The organism is Gulosibacter hominis, from assembly GCF_904842695.1.
Taxonomy (GTDB): domain Bacteria; phylum Actinomycetota; class Actinomycetes; order Actinomycetales; family Microbacteriaceae; genus Gulosibacter; species Gulosibacter hominis.
This window is the reverse complement of record NZ_CAJGWQ010000006.1, coordinates 40095-60864: the sequence shown is the minus strand read 5'-3', so window position 1 is coordinate 60864 and position 20770 is coordinate 40095. Positions and strand designations below refer to the sequence as shown.

Sequence of the window (20770 nt, the reverse complement as noted above, 5' to 3'; positions counted from 1 at the left end):
CCCGAGGAAGGAGCTGCTGCCCGATGACGAGCACGTATCAGCCGACCAGGTTCATGGCCGCAGGCTCTACCTACAACCAGCGCAAAGCCGACTTCGCCGTCGCGTTCATTCAGGCGCTGCGCCACACGAAAGGCCGCTGGGCAGGCACACCGTTTACGCTGCTGGAGTGGCAAGAACAGATCGTGCGCGACCTGTTCGGCACCATCAAACCCGATGGCTACCGCCAGTTCACCACCGCGTATGTGGAGATCCCCAAGAAGCAGGGTAAGTCCGAGTTGGCTGCCGCGATCGCACTGCTGCTGACCTGCGGGGACGGGGAGCAAGCCGCCGAGGTATACGGGTGCGCGGCCGACCGGCAGCAAGCCAGCATCGTCTTCGAGGTCGCCGCCGACATGATCCGCCAATCACCGGCTCTATCGAAGCGGGTGAAAATCCTCAGCAGTCAGAAGCGGATCATCTACAAGCCGACCAACAGCTTCTACCAGGTGCTCTCGGCGGAGGCGTACTCCAAGCATGGGTTCAACATCTCCGGTGTCGTCTTTGATGAGCTGCACACTCAACCCAACCGGGCCCTGTTCGACGTCATGACGAAAGGCTCCGGTGACGCGCGTACCCAGCCTCTGTACTTCCTCATCACCACCGCAGGTACTGACACCCACAGTATCTGCTACGAGCAGCACCAAAAAGCGCGTGACATTCTCGCGGGTAAGAAACACGACCCTACCTTCTACCCGGTGATCTACGGCGCTGATGTGGATGATGACTGGACGAGCGAAGATGTCTGGCACAAGGCCAACCCCTCCCTTGGGGTCACGGTGCCGGTGGAGAAGGTGCGGGCCGCGTGCAACTCGGCTCGCCAGAACCCGGCCGAGGAGAACTCGTTTCGCCAGCTGCGGCTGAACCAGTGGGTGAAGCAGTCGGTGCGGTGGATGCCCATGCACATTTGGAACCAGAACAGCGACCGCGTTGATCTAGCTGATCTTGAAGGAAGGCCGTGCTATGGCGGACTTGACCTCGCCTCAACAACAGATATCACTGCGTTCGTCCTCGTCTTCCCACCCTACGGGGACGACGAGAAGTACCGGATCGTCCCGTGGTTCTGGATCCCCGAGGACAACCTGGCGCTGCGGGTGGCGCGCGATCACGTGCCCTACGACCTGTGGCAAGCCCAGGGCTTCTTGGAGACCACGGAGGGCAACGTGGTCCACTACGCCCACATCGAGAACCTCATCGAGCAGCTCGGCACACGCTTCGATATCCGCGAGATCGCCTTCGACAGGTGGGGCGCAGTCCAGATGAGCCAGAACCTGCAAGACATGGGCTTCACCGTCGTCCCGTTCGGGCAGGGCTTCAAAGACATGAGCCCGCCGAGCAAGGAGCTGATGAAGCTCGCACTCGAGGGCAGGCTCGCCCATGGCGGGCACCCGGTGCTGGCCTGGATGGTCGACAACATTCACGTGCGTACCGACCCGGCGGGCAACATCAAACCCGACAAGCAAAAGTCCACCGAGAAGATCGACGGGGTGGTGGCCACCATCATGGCCTTGGACCGCGCCATCCGAGGCGGCAGTAGCGATACGGGCACGTCGGTGTACGACTCGCGGGGGCTGCTCGTCCTCTAACGCTCACGACAACGCAAAGGAGGCCCCTGTGGGACTTTTCGACTGGCTCAGACCCACCGCCCGACAGGTGTCGAACCATCAGCTGTCTTCGAGCTACAGTTTCCTGTTCGGGCCCACCAGCTCCGGGCGGACGGTCACCGAGCGCTCAGCGATGCAGATGACTGCGGTGTATTCGTGTGTGCGGATTTTGGCGGAGGCGATCGCGGGCCTGCCTCTGCACGTCTATCGCACCGAGAAGGACGGGTCGAAGGTCAAAGCCACCGACCACACGCTCTACCGGCTGCTGCACGATGAGCCCAACCCGGAGATGACCAGCTTCGTCTTCCGCGAGACGCTGATGACGCATCTGCTGTTGTGGGGCAACGCCTACGCGCAGGTCATCCGCAACGGTCTCGACGAGGTCATCGGCCTGTATCCGCTGATGCCCAACCGGATGAGTGTGGGCAGGGATGAAAATGGCAGGCTCTACTACGAGTACCAGACCACCAGCGACGAACCCGCTGGCCAGTGGTCTCGCATCCGGCTGTCGCCTGCTGACGTGCTGCACATCCCAGGGCTCGGGTTTGATGGGCTGGTGGGCTATAGCCCGATTGCGATGGCGAAGAACGCGATCGGCATGGCACAGGCCTGCGAGGACTACGGGGCGTCGTTCTTCGCTAACGGGGCCGCCCCTGGCGGGGTGCTGGAGCATCCGGGCACGATCAAAGACCCCTCGAGGGTGCGTGAGTCCTGGCAGCAAACTTTTGGTGGGGCCCGCAACGCTAACAAGGTCGCGGTGCTTGAGGAAGGCATGAAGTACACGCCCATCTCCGTCTCCCCGGAGCAGGCGCAGTTTCTGGAGACCCGTAAGTTCCAGATCAACGAGATCGCCCGGATCTTCCGCATCCCACCGCACATGGTGGGAGACCTGGAAAAATCAAGCTTCTCCAATATTGAGCAGCAATCGCTCGAGTTCGTGAAATACACGCTCGACCCGTGGGTCATCCGCTGGGAGCAAGCCCTGACCAAGACGCTGCTCGCAGCGCGCGAGAAGCCTGGTGTGTTCGTGAAGTTCAACCTCGAGGGCCTGCTGCGCGGCGACTACGTCTCGCGCATGAACGGCTACGCCGTGGCCAGGCAGAACGGGTGGATGAGCGCCAACGACATCCGCGCCCTGGAAAACCTCGACCGCATCGCTGCCGCCGATGGCGGCGACTTGTACCTGGTCAACGGCAACATGCTGCCGCTCTCCATGGCCGGGGCCTACGCCACCACCCAGCACACGCAGCAGGACGCACCGCCTGGAGAAGAGCAGCCTTCGGTGGAACAACGAGTTGAAAGGAGGAGCCGGTGAGACGGTTCTGGAACTGGGAGCCACCCGCTCCCGACATTGATAGCCCGGCAGGTAGTGATACCAGCCGGGTTTTGCGTATCAACGGGGTGATTGCTGAGGAGTCATGGTTTGACGACGACATCACCCCGGCCCTGTTCGCCTCCGAGCTGGCGGCAGGTTCCGGTGATGTGACGGTGTGGATCAACAGTCCCGGCGGCGACGTCGTCGCGGCAGCCCAGATCTACAACATGCTCATCGACTATCCCGGACACGTGCGGGTGTGCATCGACGGGATCGCGGCCAGTGCCGCCAGCGTGATCGCCATGGCAGGTGAGGTTGTGGCGATGAGCCCGGTGTCGATGCTTATGATCCACAACCCGGCCACCCTCGCCGTCGGTGACGCCGACGAGCTGGGGCGTGCCATCGACATGCTCGCAGCGGTCAAAGAATCCATCATCAACGCCTACGAGCTGAAAACCGGGATGAGCCGGGCCAAGCTCGCTCGCCTCATGGATCAAGAGACCTGGATGGACGCACGCGCCGCGATCGCGATGGGGTTTGCCGACGACTACCTCACCGGCAGCCGTGCCCCGGCTGACCCGGACGACAACGAGGACGAGGACGAGGAGCCGGACAAGCACGCACCGTGGCCGCCGAATACCAGAAACCCCGCCCCGCTTGCCGATACCGCCAGCGGGGTGTGTTTTGCCCGCAAGCCCACAGAGCAGCGACTCGTCGCACACCTGACCGACACGCCACCTGACACCCAGCCACCAGACCCAGCGCCCGTACGGCTCACGGGTCGAAAAGTGGTGGACCTGTACGCCGCCCTGATCAATCACACCCACTAACCAAGCAAGGAGAACCTTTTCATGTCCACGATGACGATTTCTGACCTGCGTACCCGCCGCGCCGACACCTGGGAGAAGGCCAAGGCCTTCCTCGACGAGCGCCGCGACACCACCACCGGCTGCCTGTCCGCCGAGGACGACCAGACTTACGCCCGCATGGAAGCCGATATCGACAAGCTCACCAACGAGATCGCCCGCGCCGAACGCGCCCAGCGCCTGGACGCTGACCTGGCCCGGGCCACGAATGCGCCGCTGACCTCGATGCCCGGCCAGACCGGCGAGGAGACCGAACCCACAACCGGCCGCGCCACCGCCACCTACAAGCGGGCCTTCTGGGACGCGATGCGGCTCAACGCCTCTCCCATGGAGGTGCGAAACGCCCTGTCCGAAGGGGTTGATTCCGAGGGCGGCTACCTAGTGCCCGATGAGTTCGAGCACACCCTCGTGCAGTCCCTGGCTGAGCAGAACATCATGCGCGGGCTTGCCAACGTCATCCAGACCACCAGCGGGGACCGCAAGATCCCGGTCGTGTCCACCCACGGCAGCGCCGGGTGGCTCGATGAGGGCAAGCCCTACACCGAATCCGACGAGACCTTCTCCCAGGTCACGCTCTCGGCATTCAAGCTCGGCACATTCCTCAAGATTAGCGAGGAACTGCTCGGCGATTCGGTCTTCGACGTCGAGGCCTACCTCGCGGCCGAGTTCGCCCGCCGCATCGGGGCCGCTGAAGAGGAGGCGTTCCTGGTCGGTGACGGCAAGGGCAAACCGACCGGCATCTTCGACGCCACCGGTGGCGGCATCTCGGATGTGACCACCGCGAAGGCCACCGACATCACCGCCGATGAGCTCATCGACCTGCACTACAGCCTGCGCGCCCCCTATCGGGCCCGGGCGGTGTGGCTGATGAACGATGCCACCGTCAAGACCGTGCGCAAGCTCAAGGACAACCAGGGCCAGTACCTGTGGCAGCCAGCACTCACAGCAGGTGCCCCGGACATGATCCTGGGCAAGCCGGTGCACACCTCCACGTTCGCACCCGAGATCAAGGCGGGCGCGAAGACCGTGGCGTTCGGTGACCTGTCCTACTACTGGATCGCTGACCGGCAGGGACGCTCCTTCAAGCGCCTGAACGAACTGTTCGCCACATCCGGCCAGGTCGGTTTCCTCGCCTCCCAGCGCCTGGACGGCAAGCTCGTCCTGCCCGAGGCCGTCAAGATCCTCACCCAGAAGACCGGAGCCTAAAACCCCCGCACGCAACCACTAGGAGGTGGCAGCTATGAACCAGGAGCTTGTTGGCCAGGTCAAAGCCAATCTCATCCTCGCCCACGACGCCGACGACGAGCTGATCGCCAACCTGGTGGCCGCTGCCACCTCCTATGCCACCGCCTACCAGCACCTACCCGGCGACTATTACGAGACTCGCGAGATGCCAGGGTCGACCCGGCAGGCGATTGTGATGCTGGCCAGTCACTTCTACGAGTCGCGTGACGGCTCCACGGCAGGGTTCTGGTCCGACAAGCCCGATGCCGCCAAAGCCATGTGGGCTGCGGTGAATACGTTGCTGCGTCTTGAGCGCGAATGGAAGGTGTAACCCATGGCAGGCATTGGCAGTATGCGAGAGACCATCGACCTCATCACCCCCGTAGCCCGCAGGGACGCTGCGGGTTTCACGGGCAGCAGCGAGCAGGTGGTCGCCACGGTGCGCGCCTACCGGGAGATCCGGCACGCCAGCTCAGCGTGGGTTAACCGTGCGGCTTACACGCAGGCCACCGTGTTGTTTCGCATCCGCGTGATCCCCGGGCTCACCGTCTCGGAGGTCATGCAGATCGCCGCTGCCGATGGCCGCTTTGTCATCGACACCGTCGAGGCCATCGGCGGCTACATCGAGATCCTTGCCCACCGTCTGCAACCGGAAGGAGCCCATCATGGCGCGCGTCCAGATCCGACTGCCTAATAAGTACATTGACGCACTCGAGGCCACCTCACGCCTGCTGGACACTGCAACCGACGAAGTGCTGACAGCTGGCGCGAACGTGGTCGAACCACGCATGAGAGCCAACCTCGCATCCGCGATCGGGCGGGCGACCACGCTGCCGTCTCGGTCGACCGGGCAGCTCCTCGGGGCGCTGGGTGTTACGAGCGTGAAGGTCAACTCACGAGGCGATCACAACGTCAAAGTCGGTTTCGCTGAAAACCGCCGCGACGGCAGGTCGAACGCGCTCATCGCCAGCGTGTTAGAACACGGCAGAAGCAACCAGCCCGCACGCCCGTTTCTGGCACCGACGCGGTCGCAGACCAGACGGGGCGCGGTGGAGGCGATGAAAGCGGTGCTTAAAGCCAAGCTCGACGGGATCACACCATGAACGCCCCGCTTTTGGAAACCCTCACCGAGATCGCTGACCGGCTTGATCTGCCGATCGCGGTGAGCCTGTTTAGCGCCTCACCCGCACCGGACACCTATCTGGTTGCCACCCCGATCGCCGACACGTTGGAGGTGTTCGCCGACAACACCCCGAGCGTCGACATCGAAGAAGTCCGCCTCGGCTTGTTCACAGCAGGCAACTACCTGCCCTGGCGCGACCGGATCACCCACGCACTCGTTGATGCGGGTCTTGGGGTCACCGCCAGGCGCTACATCGGCTTCGAGGACGACACCGGCTACCACCACTACAGCTTCGATATCAGCTGCCACCACCCGTTTTAACGAAAGGACACTAATCCCCATGGCCACGATTGGTCTTGACAAGCTCTACTACGCCACGATCACCGAAAACCCCACCACCGGCGAGGAAACCTACGCCAGCCCGAAACCACTGGCCAAAGCGATCTCAGCGGAGTTGTCCGTCGAGGTCGCCGAGGCGATTCTTTACGCCGACGACGGGCCGAGCGAGATTGTCAAGGAATTCAAATCCGGTACGCTCACCCTCGGCGTGGACGACCTAGGAACAGAAGCCGCAGCGGCACTGACCGGTGCCATCCTGGATGCCAACGGGGTGCTCATCTCGTCCTCCGAAGACGGCGGCACACCGGTGGCGATCGGGTTTCGTGCCGCCCGCTCCAACGGCACCTTCCAGTGCTTTTGGCTCTACCGCGTCAAGTTCGCCCTGCCAAGTACCACGCTTGCCACCAAGGCCGACTCGATCACGTTTTCCACCCCGAGCATCGAAGGCACCATCCTGCGTCGCAACAAGCCCGATGCGAAGGGCCGTCACCCGTGGAAAGCCGAAGCCACCGAAGGCGACCCCAAGGTCAAGGCCGAGATCATCACCGGCTGGTACCAGTCCGTCTACGAGCCCGCCGCCACCAGCCCCGGCAAGTAAAGGAGCCCGCTCATGACAAATACATCAACGCTTGATGCTGCCGCTCGCAGTGCGAGAGTGACCATCGGTGGCAGCGAGTACGAGCTGGTGCTCACCACCAAGGCCACCCGGCTGATCGCCGAACGCTACGGCGGGCTGGACAAGCTCGGAGCCGCGTTGGAGACCTCCGAGGACCTCGGCCAGACGCTGACCGAGGTGATCTGGCTGATCACGCTGCTGGCCAACCAGTCGGTGCAGATCCACAATCTCACCCACCGCGACAACCCGCGCCCGCAGTTGACGGAGGACGAGGTGGAGCTTCTGACGGTTCCTGCCGATATCGCCGACTACCGGGGTGCGATCGCTGAGGCGCTGCAGCGAGGCACCCGCCGCGACATTCTCACCGAGCCAGCCCCAAAAGCGAGCCCGGCAGCGGACGGGTAGTCGAATCCGACCGGGCAGTATTCACCCGCCTGACCTACATCGGTTTAGCCCACCTTGGCCTACGGCAGGACGAGGTGGGCCTGATGGTCTTTGGTGAGCTCCTCGACTTGGTGGACTGCTGGCGGATCGAGACAGGACGCGCGAAACCAGCACGGGTGTGGTTCATCGACGACATCATCCCAGCCGGGATTTAGCCAGCTGTGCGATCAGTTCCCACGGTAGGTGTGAGCGGACAAATGCGCTGCGGGAGCGTCTGGGAATAGTCAACGCTTCGTCAGCCACACGCTGGACCAGGTCGGTATCTGCTCCGAGCGCCTCAGCGATCCAGACCAGCCCTTCGGGGTGTTGAAGGCGGTTATAGGTCGTTTTCGCCGACACATTCGGTTCTTGCCGCGTGAACGCTCCGCTGCCGGTCGTCGCTTGCGATGCGAACCATCTCGACATGTGTTCACGCTGCGAGGACCACCAGCGCCCATTCTTTTGTGGATCGGCTTGTTCCATCGCATCCGAAATCGGCAAATGCGCATCCAGCTTTGCGAGCAGTTTCGCGAACCGACGCACATCAATATCGGTGTCACTCACGTTGTGCTCCCTCGCAGCGCGGACGATTCCCACGGCCTAATTCTACTTCGAGGAGGTGACCTTCACCGTGGCTGATAGCTCGTTTGGTCTCAAGATCGGTCTGGAAGGTGAACGCGAGTTCAAGCGGGCCATCACCGACATCAACCGTGAAATGCGGGTGCTGGGCTCGGAGATGAAACTGGTGTCCTCCCAGTTCGACAAGAACGACAAGTCCACCCAGGCACTGGCCTCCCGCAACCAGGTGCTGACCAAAGAGATCGAGACCCAAAAGGCCAAGATCGAAACACTCAAGGCCGCACTCGAGAACTCGGCCGCATCGTTCGGGGAGAACGATTCGCGCACGAAGAACTGGCAGATCCAGCTCAACAACGCCGGTGCCGAGCTCAACGAGCTGGAAAAAGAGCTCAAGGCCAACAACGATGCGCTCGGCGAGTTCGGTGACGAGGCCGACGGGGCAGGCGACGATGCGAAAGACGCTGCCAAGGACGCCGGACGCTTGGAGGACGCGGTCGATGATCTCGGCGACGAGATGGACGACACCGGGGATAAGACCAGTGTATTCGGGGACGTGCTCAAAGCGAACCTGGCCGCCGAGGCGATCGTCGCTGGTGTCAAGGGCATCGGCAAGGCGATCGCGAGTATCGGCAGGGGTATGGCCGATGCTTTGAAGGACGGGGTGGAGTACAACGCCCGGATGGAGCAGTACACCACCAGCTTTACCACGATGCTCGGCGATCAGGCCAAAGCCCAACAGCTGGTCAACGACCTGAAAGCTCAGGCTGCGAAGACCCCGTTCGGTATGGGCGATCTGGCGGGCAGTATGCAAACCCTGCTGGCTTTCGGCATCAGCCTGGAGGATGCGAAGAAGCACCTGACCCACATCGGTGACATCTCCCAAGGTGACGCGCAGAAGATGGAGTCACTGACCTTGGCGTTCGCCCAAATGTCCTCGACGGGCAAGCTGACCGGCCAGGACCTGATGCAGATGATCAACGCCGGGTTCAACCCGCTGGAGGAGATCTCCCGCAAGACGGGTAAGTCCATCGGCGAGCTGAAAGAGGAGATGGCCAAGGGCGCGATCAGTGCCGACATGGTCGCTGACGCGTTCGCTTCGGCAACGGAGGAAGGCGGCCGTTTCCATGGGGCGATGGAAGCCCAGTCGAAAACCTTCACCGGACAGCTCTCTACCATGCGCGACGGGATCGACAATCTTAAAGGTCTGCTTGCCCGAGGTTTGACCGATGCGCTGGCTGGCACGGTCATGCCGATGGTGGGCGGGTGGATCGATGAGCTCACGGCAGCCTTCGAACAAGGCGGAGCCCCGGCCCTGATCGGCAAGCTCGGCGAGATCCTGCAAGAAGCACTCGCGTTTATCGCTGAGCAGCTGCCAATGGTCGTCGAGACCGGCATGTCGATCCTGACCGCGCTGCTGGAAGGCATCATCGAGGTGTTGCCGTCGGTTGCCGAGACAGCGGTGATGCTCATCGTCGCGTTGGTCGAGGCGATCATCGAGGCGCTGCCGTCACTGTTGGAAGCAGCCCTCCAGATCATCACCACCTTGGTCACCGGGATCGGTGAGGCGCTCCCGGAGCTTATCCCGGCGGCCGTGGAGATGATCGTCGCCCTGGTCCAAGGGCTGGTCGATAGCCTGCCGATGATCCTAGAGGCGGCGTTGCAGCTCATCCTCGGGCTCGCCCAGGGCCTGCTGGAAGCAATCCCGGTGCTCATTGAGGCGCTGCCGCAGATCATCACCTCGATTGTGGAGTTCTTGGTCGGCGCGATCCCGCAGATCATCGAGACCGGTATCGCGTTGTTGACCTCCCTGGTCGAAGCGCTTCCGGAGATCATCACCGCGATCGTGACGGTGCTGCCACAAATCATCACCGGCATCATCACCACGCTGCTGTCGGCCCTGCCGCAGCTCATCGAAGCTGGCGTCAAGCTCCTCACCGCGCTGATTGGGGCGCTGCCGCAGATCATCAGCACGATCGTGGCCGCGCTGCCGCAGATTATCGCAGCGATCGTCTCGGCGATCGGTGGGGCGATCCCGCAACTGGTCATGGCAGGCGTTGAGCTGCTGACGGCGTTGATTACGAACCTGCCGCAGATCATCTCGACCATCGTGGCGGCGATCCCGCAGATCATCACCGGGATCGTGGGCGCGGTCGGTCAAGGGGTCGGCCAGATGGCCTCTGCTGGCGCGGACTTGGTGCGCGGGCTGTGGGAAGGTATCCAGTCGCTGGCAGGCTGGCTGTGGGACCAGGTTTCTAACTGGTGCTCCGACATTTGGGATGGCATCACGGGCTTTTTCGGCATCAACTCGCCGTCCAAGGAAATGGCGTGGGTCGGTGACATGCTCACCCGAGGCCTGGCCGGAGGTATCGAAGACACCGGAAGCCGCGCAGTTGCAGCTGCCGAGGATGTTGCCGCTGACACCCTGGCGGCTATGAGTGAGCTCACCGGCGGTATCGACGTGCCGATCACCACCAGCCTGGACCCGGTCGATCTGACCCCAACCCACCTGCAACCACCGCCTGTAACCACCAGCAGTAGCGCTGTCGGCCAGGAGGCAGGGCGCGCAGGAGAGGTGGCGGGCATCGTCGACCAGACCGCCCGGACACTGCTGGAGGCCATGGACATTAAGGTCGTGCTTAACGACGGCACACTGGTGGGCAAACTCGCCCCCGGCATCAACCGCCAGCTGGCACGTATCAACTCCCACCACACGGTGCTCGCCACAGGAGGTGTCTAATGCACGGTTTCACACTCGACAAAACTGTGTCCTCAACGTCGCTGGGCCTGAGGCTCACCGGCCCGGTCGACCTACCGGTCGCCGAGCGGGTCACAGACGATATTGAGGTGGCGGGCAGGGCCGGGACGCTGACCCGCCTGGGCGGCTGGCATGACACGTCGATCACGTTGCCGCTGGCGATCACAGGCGGCCTGGCCGCCTACCACAAGGCCGCACTGGCGCTGGAGCGGGCGGCGACCATTCACCTGTCCACCCAGCCCGGGGCGTTCCACAAGGTCAAACACGCCTCCATCAGCCCGCTGCGCACGGACATGTCCTCGTGGGGATTCTTCGAGGCGCACCTGGTGTGCGAGCCGTTTAGCTACCTCGACTCCGGGCTTGTCACCCACACGCTCACCTCCTCCGGGCAGATCACCAACCCCGGGCTCGTGGATGCGGCACCGATCATCACGATCAGGGGCACCGGGGCGTTGACGCTGACGATCAACGGAACTACCTACCGCGTCCAGTCACCGGCAGGACAGATCACCCTGGACTCGGCCCGCCTTGTCGCACACGTCGCGGGCCGGGTACAAACCGACGCCCTGACCGGCACGTTCCCGATCCTCACCCCAGGGGTCAACCGGGTCAGTCTCAGTAGTGGCATCTCCAGAGTCGAGATCACCGGGAACTGGCGAAACCCCTAACCTGGCCCATCTCTTTGCTTCCAGTGCGCCCGTAGCCGTTTTGCTCTTGGCTGCGGGCGCACGTCTGTGAAAGGAACCCCACCGATGCTCACCGTTCATGCCCCGACTGCCACCACGTTCACCGCCACCGGCGAGGGCGTCCTCGACCCTGAACTCATCGACGCCCGTGTCATTGAGGAGCTCGGCGGGGCCTACCAGCTGACCGTCACCTACCCAGCCGACGGGCCGCTGGCCTCGAAGCTCGCAGTCGAGGCGATCATCGCAGCCCCTGTTCCCGGTACCACCATCCGGCAAGGGTTTCGTATCCACGAGGTCACCACGAGCCTGGACAGGCTGTTGGAGGTCACTGCCTTCCACCTGTTCTACGACCTGGCAGGCAACTTCATCGCCGACACCTTCGTGGTCAACAAGACTCCGAAGGCGGCCCTCGACCAGCTCCTTAGGTCTGCGACCACGAAGCACCGGTTCACCGCGACCAGCTCCGATACGGCCACCAGGGCCTCTGCGCGTGTGGTGCGAATGAACCTGGCCGCCGCGATCATGAACCAGGGCTCGGACAACACGTTCGCCTCCCGGTGGGCCGGAGAGCTCACGCGCGATAACTGGCACATCCACCACGCCGCCACACGCGGCGCAGATCGTGGGGTCGTGATCCGCGATCGCAAGAACCTCACCGGCTACACCTCGACCATCGATCTGACGAGCGTGGTCACCCGGATCGTGCCGGTCGGATTTGACGGGATCACCCTGCCCGAGCTCTACGTCGACTCACCACACGTGGATCACTACGCGATCCCGCATATCAAGGTGATGCGCTACCCGGACATCAAAGCGATCGCCGACGCCGAGAACCCCCGCGAGGACGAAGTACCCCTGCCGCAGGCGCACGCGCTGCTTCGTCAAGCCGCCCGGGCCGAGTACGCCACCAACCACATCGATACCCCTGCCGCGAGCTACACCGTCTCCTTCGTTGACCTCGCCTCGACGACCGAGTACGCCGACCTTGCTGAGCTGGAGACCGTCCTGCTGGGAGACACGGTGACGGTGCAGCACGCCGACCTGGGCGTGTCCCTGTCAGCGCGGGTTGTCGGCTACGAGTACGACCCGCTCCGACAGACATATATTTCGGTGGAGTTGGGGTCGGTTGCAGGGAAGTTCACCTCGATCACCCGCACCATCACCACCGCGCAGACGGCAGCCCAGATGGCCGCTGATCTCGCTGGCGTGGCGCTGGCATCAGCGGACGGGAAATCCACCAACCATTACGGCCCTACGCAGCCCGCTGCCGCCCGCCTGGGGGATACGTGGTTTAAGGACAATGGCGAGAGCATCGAGATCTGGATCTACCAGGTCACCGACACCGGCAAGCCCGGATGGGTCACCCTTGCCACCGATCTCAACCATGCCCAGGTCAGCGCTGAGCTTGCCGAGGCCCGCGCCGAGGTCGAGGCAGCGAAAACTGCTGCTGACGATGCCCAAGCCGCCGCTGCCGCTGTCGGTGCTCGTCTCACCGAAGCCGAAGCCGAGATCGGTCAGGCACGCGAGGCGGCCAGCCAGGCCGAAGCCACAGCACGGCAGGCTGAGGCGGTAGCAGGTGAGGCTGGCGTGAAGGTTGCCGGGATTGAGAGTTCAGTTTCCCAAGCCCGGCACCGTGCCGATACGGCCTACGAGACGGCACGGCAGGTTCAAACCAGCAGCGAGGCCCGGTTCACCGAGCTGGCGAACGCGGATAACAGCCTCGCCTCGTCGCTTTCAATGATGGCCAGCGACCTGAACCTGCGCGTGCGCTCAGGCGAGATCATCTCCCAGATCAACATCTCACCCGAAACCATCCTGATTGACGGTAAACGCATACACATCACCGGCCGAACCAGCATCGATAACGCCACGATCACCACCGCAATGATCGCCAACGCGGCGATCACCGATGCGAAGATCGCCAACCTGTCGGCAGCCAAGATCACTACCGGCACCCTGTCTGCGGGGAGGATCGCGGCCGGATCGATCACCAGTGACAAGCTCACGATCGCTGATGGGTTCATTAAGACGGCGATGATCGCTAACGCGGCGATCACGGACGCGAAAATCGGCTCATTGTCAGCGTCGAAGATCACCACCGGCACCCTGTCTGCGGGAAGGATCGCGGCCGGATCGATCACCAGCGACAAACTCACCATCGCTAACGGCTTCATCAAAACCGCGATGATTGCTGAGGCCGCAATCACCTCCGCAAAGATCGCGGCGTTGGATGCCGGGAAAATCACCACCGGGACCTTGAACGCTGCCCGGATTGGTGCCAAGTCGATCACTGCTGACAAGCTCGCGACTAACGCGATCCAAGTAGGACTGGCGGGCTGGACGAGTTCGATCCGGATTACGCCAACACAAATCTCGTGGTACTCCGGATCCTCGTTGGAGGGGACGATCACGTCGTCTGGTCTGCGGTTTTGGTACGGGACGCGTTACATCGGTGAAATGGCCCGCCGGGCGAAAAAGGATGCCACCGATATCCAAGGCATCGTCAACCAGTTGGCCTACCGGGGGGACTACGTCGCTTGGACGTATCAGACGACCTCCACCGGCGACTATTTCACGTGTCTGACGTTGGATCCGAAGGGCAAGTTCTATGGGCGGGCAGGGATCCACCTGGGCGCTGACCTGCGGATCAACGGGAACAAGGTCTACACCTCTGACACCCGCTACGTCATGTTTCAAGACGTAGCCTTCAGCGGGAAAGGCACCTACGCCACTTTGTCGGGTTCCAGCGGGCTGGCACGGATCGGCTTCCACACCTACGACCTGCTTATCACCACGAACGGCACGTTCTACAACATGTCGCGGGCCTTCGACCGGCTCAAAGACCTGATGACAAGGGTCAACGAAATCATCCGCCGCCTGAACTACGGCTGGATCGTCTCCATCTCCGGCTCCGGGTCGAACATCACCTGGACCAACTACAACAACACCGGCTTGTCGGCCATGTCCACCACCCTCGTCTAGAAAGAACCTTCACGCATGCGTGTACTGATCGCTAACCGTCACCTCGGACCCATCCACGATCTTCTCGAAACGATGTCTCTCAAGCCTGCTCAATCGCGGGCGCGCTCCAAACTGCTCGAGTTGGTCAAGAACGCGCAGTTGCGGTTCGGCCAGGACGAATATGACCTCGTCACCACCCACGCCATCCTCGACGAGGAAGGCAAGCCCGTCATCAGCGAAGACGGCACCTTTCAACTCGCCGGTGGCACCGACCTCGCCGAATTCCTGACACTGCGCGAGCAGCTGTTGGACTCAGTGGCTGAGGTGGATGGCCCCACTTACGCCACCCACCTCACCGATATCGCACAGCTGCTAGCCGACTACGACGAGCCCTTAGCCGGTGAGCAGGCGGAGGCATACAACGTTCTGTTCGACGCTGTAGAAGCAGCCCAACATGACGCAGTGAGGACGGCGGAGGTCGATGACACCGATGAGTGAGAAAACCTCAGCCGAAGCAGTTGATGGTGAGGAAGTGGTGATTCACCCGATCGAACCAGCCCAGCCCGACCCGGTGCCTGTCCCACCAACCGAAAACAGCCCCGAACACGTCGAGGAAGTCGGTCCGTCGACCGGCAGCCTCGACCTAACCGACACAGTCTTGGACGTCCTCACTAGCCCCAACCTGTAAACCACATCTGGCTTACCCCGAAAGTCCGTACCCCGACCACCTGGGTACGGGCCTTTGTCGTGTGCCCACAAACGGGAAGGAACCCACTTTCTATGTCGCTCAAAGCTATCTGGGCCACGATCCAAACCGGCCTGGCCGGGGTCGGGGCCGTCATCGGCGCGTTCCTCGGAGGCCTCGACGGCCTGGTATACGCGCTCATCGCCTTCGTCGTATTCGACTACATCACCGGCGTGCTCGCCGCAATCGCCGAACGCCGCGTCTCCTCATCCATCGGTTTTCGAGGGATCAGCCGCAAAGTCGTGATCTTCACCCTGATCGGACTTGCCCACCTGCTCGACGTGCACGTCATCGGAACACCCGGGGCGCTACGCACCGCCACCGTCGTGTTCTACCTGTCCAACGAAGGCATCTCCCTGATCGAAAACGCCACCCGGCTCGGGCTGCCCGTACCCGATCAGATGCGCCGCGCCCTGGACCTGGTCACCCGTGATGTGACCGGCAAACCCGACCTCGAACACCACCCCAGCCAAACCACCACCCCAGCAGAAAAGGAGAACCTCTGATGAAGAACTGGGCCACCCTCGAAGCCGACGAAAACCGGCTGATGAACAAGCACTACAGCGCCGGACGAAGCGGCCGGAAGATCAACAAGGTCATCATCCACCACAACGCAGGCAACCTCACCATCAAGTCCATCTGGGACGTGTGGCAGACCCGCCAAGCATCCGCCCACTACCAGGTCGACTCCAACGGCCGGATCGGCCAGCTCGTGTGGGATCGCGACACCGCCTGGCATGCAGGCAACTGGGATGCCAACACCACCTCCATCGGTATCGAACACGCCGACATCTCCTCCAAGCCCTGGCGCATCTCCGAGGCCTGCCTTGACAACGGCGCCCACCTCGTCGCCGCCATCTGCCACTACTACAAGCTCGGCCGACCCGTGTGGGCAAAGAACGTGTTCGGCCACAAGCATTTCTCTTCCACCGAGTGCCCGGCCTCCCTGGCAGGAAGCCAGCATGCGGCCTACATGGCACGCGCCCAGTACTGGTACGACCGCATGAGCGGCACCAAGCCCGCCCCGACACCACCGGCAAAGCCCACACCGCCCGCACCCAAGCCCTCCGCCAACATCGACGCTCTGGCTGATGCGGTCATCCGTGGAGACTACGGCAACGGCGAGGAACGCAAGCGCCGACTGGGAAGCAACTACGCCGCCGTGCAGAAACGCGTCAACGAAAAGCTCGCCGGACGAAGCCCCGCCAAGCCCTCCGTCAACATCGATGCCCTCGCTGATGCGGTGATCCGTGGAGACTACGGCAACGGCGAGGAACGCAAGCGCCGACTCGGAGCCAACTACGCCGCCGTGCAGAAGCGCGTCAACGAGAAGCTCGGCATCGGCTAACCCACACGAGAACACTCTCTGGCCCCGTCATCACCTTCATCGAGGTGGTGGCGGGGCCTTTTCTGCGTTTGCGGAGCTGGTGTTTACCGCGTGTCTTCGAACGGGTCGATGACGGACTGCACTCCACAGCTCGGGCAGATGAACGCGACCTTGATGCCTTGACCTTCGCCTGCAATAAACGGGTCAGGGACACAGACTGAGGTGCATTCTGAACAGGTTCGGTACGACTGGTCGTCGAGAAATACCGGGAGTTCACCGTCGTCGTCAGTCATCCTCACCCGCCCTTGCTCTGTCACGGTTCACACGTCGATCGCTCCACATTGTGAATTGAGCAAAGAATAACCGCCTTTTCCGAATAGGGGCGCGAACCCAGCCACGGGCGCGAACGCGGCCGGGAGGCTTTGTTTCTGCTGTCCGGTTTCGTCTGGTGCAACCGGCGTATGGGCGACCACCTTTCGCCTCGTTGCCAGGAGGGCCTGCTCATGGCTCTGAACCAGACTGATCGCCATCACATCCAGATGATGCGCGCTGCAGGAGTTGCCTACTCTCGTATCGCCGCGCACCTGGATCTCAACGCCAACAGCGTCAAGACCTATTGTCTGCGACACGGCATCACCGTCGACCCTGCTGTTGAGCAGGTCACGGACCCAGTTGGAGTGTGGTGCTTGCACTGCTGCAAGCCAATCGAGCTCCGGCAAGGATCGAAGTTCTGTTCCACTTCCTGTCGACGAGCCTGGTGGGCCACCCACCGCAGAGTGGTCACCGAAGAACTGGTCTGCGCGAACTGCCACCGACAGGTCACTGTGGCTCGCACGAGCCAGGTGAAACGCAAGTACTGCTGCCACCCGTGCTACATCCAGCACCGTTTCAACACCCGTGGCGGCAAATGATGAACATGGCAGCCGAGCTGACGGCTCATCACCAGCTCACGCAGGTCAAGCAGCTTCTCGAACGCGGCATCCTCACCCCACGCGAAGCCATCACCGTCTGCCAGCGCCTCGACGCCCCAGATGCGCCCTTGGCCGCCCTACAAAGAGCCAGTTTCGTTGACTATCTCGAGGGTTTGAGTGATGTATGGATACAACCTGAAACCCTGTCTGACTAGGAGAAATACCTTGAAGAGAATGGAGCAAATCACCCCGCCACCGATCAGTGCTTCTCCGCTTGTGAAAGTGGCAGCGTATGCCCGCATCAGCATGGAAACCGAGCGCACACCGCTGAGTTTGTCCACCCAAGTTTCCTACTACCAGCAACTCATTCACGACACTCCTGGCTGGACGTTCGCCGGAGTGTTCGCCGATTCTGGAATCTCTGGAACCACCACGCATCGACCCCAGTTCCAAGAAATGCTGGCCCTTGCCCGGAAAGGAGCGATCGACCTGATCCTCACCAAGTCGATCTCGCGCTTCGCTCGCAACACCGTCGACCTGCTCGAAACCGTTCGCGAGCTGAAAGACCTCGGGGTGGAGGTGCGATTCGAAAAAGAGAACATCTCCTCAACCAGCGCTGACGGAGAACTCATGCTCACCCTGCTGGCGTCTTTCGCGCAGGCAGAATCAGAGCAAATCAGCCAAAACGTGAAGTGGCGCATTTGGAAAGGCTTCGAAGAAGGAAAAGCGAACGGCTTCCACTTGTACGGTTACACCGACTCCGCTGATGGCACCGACGTGCAGATCATCGAAGAAGAAGCAGCCGTGGTGCGTTGGATCTTCGCCCAGTACATGAAGGAGACCTCGTGCGAAAAGATGGCCGCGCAGCTCATCGCTGACGGTAGGGTTCCGCATCTGGCTGATAACAAATTGCCCGGGGAATGGGTCCGTCACATCCTGAAGAACCCGCACTACACCGGCGACCTCTTGTTAGGGCGATGGTCCACTCCGGAGGGTAGGCCTGGACGAGCAGTGCGCAACACCGGCCAGTTGCCGCAATACCTGGTGGAAAACGCGATCCCCGCGATCATCGACCGCGACACTTTCGTCGCGGTCCAAACCGAGATTGCACGCCGACGTGAACTCGGGGCCCGGGCGAACTGGTCCATAGAAACTGTGGCGTTGACGTCGAAGATCAAATGCGTGTCCTGCAACTGCTCGTTCGTGCGCAACGTGCGCAATCCGAAAACCCAAAACTCGATCTCCACCGAGCACTGGATCTGCACCGAACGGAAGAAAGGCCGCAAAACCGGATGCGACACCTGCGAGATCTCTGACACGGCACTCAAAGGCTTCATCGCCCAAGTCCTTGACATCGAGACCTTCGACCAAGAGGTGTTCAACGAGCGTATCGACCACATCGACGTGCAGGGAAAAGACCACTACACGTTTCATTACACCGATGGCACCAACAGCTCGCACACGTGGCGACCAAACCTGAAGAAGAACTCGTGGACCCCAGCAAGAAAAGCCGCCTGGAGTGAACTCGTGCGGGCCCGCTGGGCCGAAGCCAAAAGGCTCGGGCTAGACAACCCACGGCAAGCACCAACACCACCAGAAGCATTGGCGAAGTACCGGGCCGTGGCCAAGGCAGAGGCTGAGCGCCTGCGCGCCGAGCGAGGCGAACGCTAAATGGCCCGCACCGTCACAGCAATCCCCGCCACCAGAGCTCTCCACACTGGCGCTCCACTTGGACAAACGACTCTGCGCAGGGTCGCCGGGTACGCCCGCGTGTCCACCGACCACGACGATCAGGTCACGTCCTACGAAGCCCAAGTCAACTACTACACCCGCTACATCAGCGACCACGCGGGCTGGCAGTTCGTGAAGGTCTACACCGACGAAGGCATCACCGGCACCTCAACCAAACACCGCGCCGGATTCCAGCAGATGGTCACCGACGCGCTCGACGGCAAGATCGACCTGATCATCACCAAGAGTGTGTCCCGGTTCGCCCGCAATACCGTCGACTCGCTCACCACCGTTCGAGCCCTCAAAGACAAAGGCGTGGAGGTCTTCTTCGAAAAAGAAGGCATCTGGACCTTCGACGCCAAAGGCGAGCTCCTCATCACCATCATGAGTTCCCTCGCCCAAGAAGAAGCCCGCTCCATCTCAGAAAACGTCACCTGGGGACACCGCAAACGCTTCGCCGACGGCAAAGTCACCGTCCCATACTCTCGCTTCCTCGGATACGACAAGGGTGAAGACGGCAACCTCCTCGTCAACCCTGAGCAGGCAAAACTGGTGCGCCGCATCTACGGCATGTACCTGGAAGGCCACTCCATCAGGCATATCGCGCACACCCTGACAGACGAGCCAGCAACCTACACGGCAGCAGGGAATAAAACCTGGCATTACCAGTCCGTGCGCTCCATTCTCACCAACGAGAAATACAAAGGAGACGCACTCCTGCAAAAGAGCTACACCGCAGACTTCCTCACTAAGAAGCAAGTCATCAACGAGGGCGAAGTACCCCAGTACTACGTCACCGGAAACCACGAGGCCATCATCAGCCCCGCCGTGTGGGACTTTGTCCAAGCCGAAATCGCTAAAGGCGCTAGAGATCAGCGAACACAGCACCGCACCCGCCCCTTCTCATCCACCCTCATCTGCGGCCAATGCGGACACTTCTTCGGATCGAAAACCTGGCACGCGAGTAGTAAGTACGAAAAGGTCATCTGGCGGTGCGGCCACAAATACTCAGGCCAGGAAAAATGCGCCACCGGGCACATCAGCGATCAACGACTCAAGGACATGTTACTTAAGGCCATTCGCCTTCGATTCGGCTCACCGACCGACACAGGCGTCAACCAAGCCGTTCTCGACGCCCTCGACACGAGTGACCTGGAAGTTGAGGCCGCCGGGCTTCTCGCACAGATCGACCAGGTATCGAAAAAGCTCCAATCGATGATCGCCCGCAACGCACGAGTCGCTCAAGACCAGCAGGTTTACGAGAAGGCGTTCAACGCTAGCCACGAACAGCACCAGACGCTGTTAGCTGAACACGCTGCCGTGGTCGCCGAGATCCAGAACAAAAACAACCGACTGGCCGCCTACCACTACTACAGGCAGGAGACCGCCAACCTTGATCTTGAACAGTTGGCCTTCAGTCCATACCTCTGCGTAGCTTTGCTCGATAAAGGCGTCGTCGACGTCGACGGCAACGTCACCTTTCAATTCCGCGACGGCAGCACCCAAGTAGTCGCCATCAAGCAGTAACC

Annotated in this window: 23 protein-coding genes; 21 read left to right on the top strand and 2 right to left on the bottom strand. The window is 61.9% G+C overall.

Features of this window, described 5'->3' with window-relative positions:
* Positions 1-23: 23 nt before the first annotated feature.
* The 10 genes from JMV54_RS05600 to JMV54_RS05555 all read left to right on the top strand — a co-directional run bounded on the left by JMV54_RS05600 (position 24) and on the right by JMV54_RS05555 (position 7528).
* Positions 24-1622 (top strand): terminase large subunit, encoded by a 1599-nt coding sequence (locus tag JMV54_RS05600; RefSeq protein WP_201517954.1) that lies wholly within the window; start codon positions 24-26, stop codon positions 1620-1622.
* Positions 1623-1650: 28 nt separating this feature from the next.
* Complete coding sequence (locus tag JMV54_RS05595) at positions 1651-2955, top strand: phage portal protein (protein ID WP_129288966.1); 1305 nt, start codon at positions 1651-1653, stop codon at positions 2953-2955.
* Positions 2956-3026: 71 nt separating this feature from the next.
* Positions 3027-3785 carry a head maturation protease, ClpP-related gene (locus JMV54_RS05590; RefSeq protein WP_230972833.1) on the top strand — a complete coding sequence of 253 codons (759 nt, stop codon included), beginning with the start codon at positions 3027-3029 and terminating at the stop codon, positions 3783-3785.
* A gap of 21 nt (positions 3786-3806) precedes the next feature.
* Positions 3807-5027, top strand: a complete 1221-nt coding sequence (locus tag JMV54_RS05585; protein WP_129288964.1) for a phage major capsid protein — start codon at positions 3807-3809, stop codon at positions 5025-5027.
* A gap of 34 nt (positions 5028-5061) precedes the next feature.
* Entirely contained in the window at positions 5062-5376 is a 315-nt protein-coding gene (locus tag JMV54_RS05580) for a head-tail connector protein (RefSeq protein WP_201517953.1), read from the top strand.
* A 3-nt stretch (positions 5377-5379) separates the two neighbouring features.
* Positions 5380-5739: a phage head completion protein gene (locus JMV54_RS05575; protein ID WP_129288962.1), complete on the top strand. Its 360-nt coding sequence runs from the start codon at positions 5380-5382 to the stop codon at positions 5737-5739.
* Positions 5711-6148 (top strand): HK97-gp10 family putative phage morphogenesis protein, encoded by a 438-nt coding sequence (locus JMV54_RS05570; protein WP_129288961.1) that lies wholly within the window; start codon positions 5711-5713, stop codon positions 6146-6148. Before JMV54_RS05575 ends, JMV54_RS05570 begins: the two co-directional genes overlap by 29 nt.
* Positions 6145-6489, top strand: coding sequence for a hypothetical protein (locus JMV54_RS05565; RefSeq protein ID WP_129288960.1), 345 nt, complete (start codon positions 6145-6147; stop codon positions 6487-6489). Before JMV54_RS05570 ends, JMV54_RS05565 begins: the two co-directional genes overlap by 4 nt.
* 19 nt (positions 6490-6508) lie before the next feature.
* On the top strand, positions 6509-7105 hold the full coding sequence (locus JMV54_RS05560; RefSeq protein WP_201517952.1) for a major tail protein: 597 nt from the start codon (positions 6509-6511) through the stop codon (positions 7103-7105).
* A gap of 12 nt (positions 7106-7117) precedes the next feature.
* Positions 7118-7528 (top strand): hypothetical protein, encoded by a 411-nt coding sequence (locus tag JMV54_RS05555; RefSeq protein WP_070454622.1) that lies wholly within the window; start codon positions 7118-7120, stop codon positions 7526-7528.
* Positions 7529-7702: 174 nt separating this feature from the next.
* Here JMV54_RS05555 and JMV54_RS05550 read toward each other — a convergent pair whose 3' ends face one another.
* Positions 7703-8110, bottom strand: a complete 408-nt coding sequence (locus tag JMV54_RS05550) for a hypothetical protein (protein ID WP_065415362.1) — start codon at positions 8108-8110, stop codon at positions 7703-7705.
* A gap of 55 nt (positions 8111-8165) precedes the next feature.
* Between JMV54_RS05550 and JMV54_RS05545 the strand changes: the two genes are divergently transcribed.
* The 7 genes from JMV54_RS05545 (at position 8166) to JMV54_RS05515 (ending at position 16620) form a co-directional block, all read left to right on the top strand.
* Entirely contained in the window at positions 8166-10862 is a 2697-nt protein-coding gene (locus JMV54_RS05545) for a phage tail protein (protein ID WP_230972832.1), read from the top strand.
* Positions 10862-11548: a hypothetical protein gene (locus JMV54_RS05540; protein WP_201517951.1), complete on the top strand. Its 687-nt coding sequence runs from the start codon at positions 10862-10864 to the stop codon at positions 11546-11548. The genes JMV54_RS05545 and JMV54_RS05540 overlap by 1 nt, the downstream gene beginning before the upstream one ends.
* A gap of 84 nt (positions 11549-11632) precedes the next feature.
* The gene (locus JMV54_RS05535; RefSeq protein ID WP_201517950.1) at positions 11633-14548 is read left to right on the top strand and encodes a phage tail spike protein; all 2916 of its coding nucleotides are present in this window, start codon (positions 11633-11635) and stop codon (positions 14546-14548) included.
* Between the two features lie 15 nt (positions 14549-14563).
* Positions 14564-15025: a DUF1617 family protein gene (locus JMV54_RS05530; protein WP_013888243.1), complete on the top strand. Its 462-nt coding sequence runs from the start codon at positions 14564-14566 to the stop codon at positions 15023-15025.
* Positions 15018-15215 carry a hypothetical protein gene (locus JMV54_RS05525; RefSeq protein ID WP_042379003.1) on the top strand — a complete coding sequence of 66 codons (198 nt, stop codon included), beginning with the start codon at positions 15018-15020 and terminating at the stop codon, positions 15213-15215. Before JMV54_RS05530 ends, JMV54_RS05525 begins: the two co-directional genes overlap by 8 nt.
* Positions 15216-15307: 92 nt before the next feature.
* Positions 15308-15778 (top strand): phage holin family protein, encoded by a 471-nt coding sequence (locus JMV54_RS05520; protein ID WP_070454616.1) that lies wholly within the window; start codon positions 15308-15310, stop codon positions 15776-15778.
* Positions 15778-16620, top strand: a complete 843-nt coding sequence (locus tag JMV54_RS05515) for an N-acetylmuramoyl-L-alanine amidase (protein WP_201517949.1) — start codon at positions 15778-15780, stop codon at positions 16618-16620. The genes JMV54_RS05520 and JMV54_RS05515 overlap by 1 nt, the downstream gene beginning before the upstream one ends.
* Before the next feature lie 83 nt (positions 16621-16703).
* Here the strand turns inward: JMV54_RS05515 and JMV54_RS05510 are convergent, their stop codons facing one another.
* The gene (locus JMV54_RS05510; protein WP_070454610.1) at positions 16704-16892 is read right to left on the bottom strand and encodes a hypothetical protein; all 189 of its coding nucleotides are present in this window, start codon (positions 16890-16892) and stop codon (positions 16704-16706) included.
* A gap of 210 nt (positions 16893-17102) precedes the next feature.
* On the opposite strand from JMV54_RS05510, the gene JMV54_RS05505 reads away from it, so the two are divergent.
* From JMV54_RS05505 to JMV54_RS05490, 4 genes are read left to right on the top strand one after another with little or no spacing between them, the layout of a single operon-like run.
* On the top strand, positions 17103-17510 hold the full coding sequence (locus JMV54_RS05505) for a hypothetical protein (RefSeq protein WP_201517948.1): 408 nt from the start codon (positions 17103-17105) through the stop codon (positions 17508-17510).
* Positions 17507-17725: a dihydroorotase gene (locus JMV54_RS05500; protein ID WP_230972831.1), complete on the top strand. Its 219-nt coding sequence runs from the start codon at positions 17507-17509 to the stop codon at positions 17723-17725. Before JMV54_RS05505 ends, JMV54_RS05500 begins: the two co-directional genes overlap by 4 nt.
* A gap of 19 nt (positions 17726-17744) precedes the next feature.
* Entirely contained in the window at positions 17745-19181 is a 1437-nt protein-coding gene (locus JMV54_RS05495) for a recombinase family protein (RefSeq protein WP_201517947.1), read from the top strand.
* Positions 19182-20768 carry a recombinase family protein gene (locus tag JMV54_RS05490; protein WP_201517946.1) on the top strand — a complete coding sequence of 529 codons (1587 nt, stop codon included), beginning with the start codon at positions 19182-19184 and terminating at the stop codon, positions 20766-20768.
* Positions 20769-20770 lie beyond the last annotated feature (2 nt).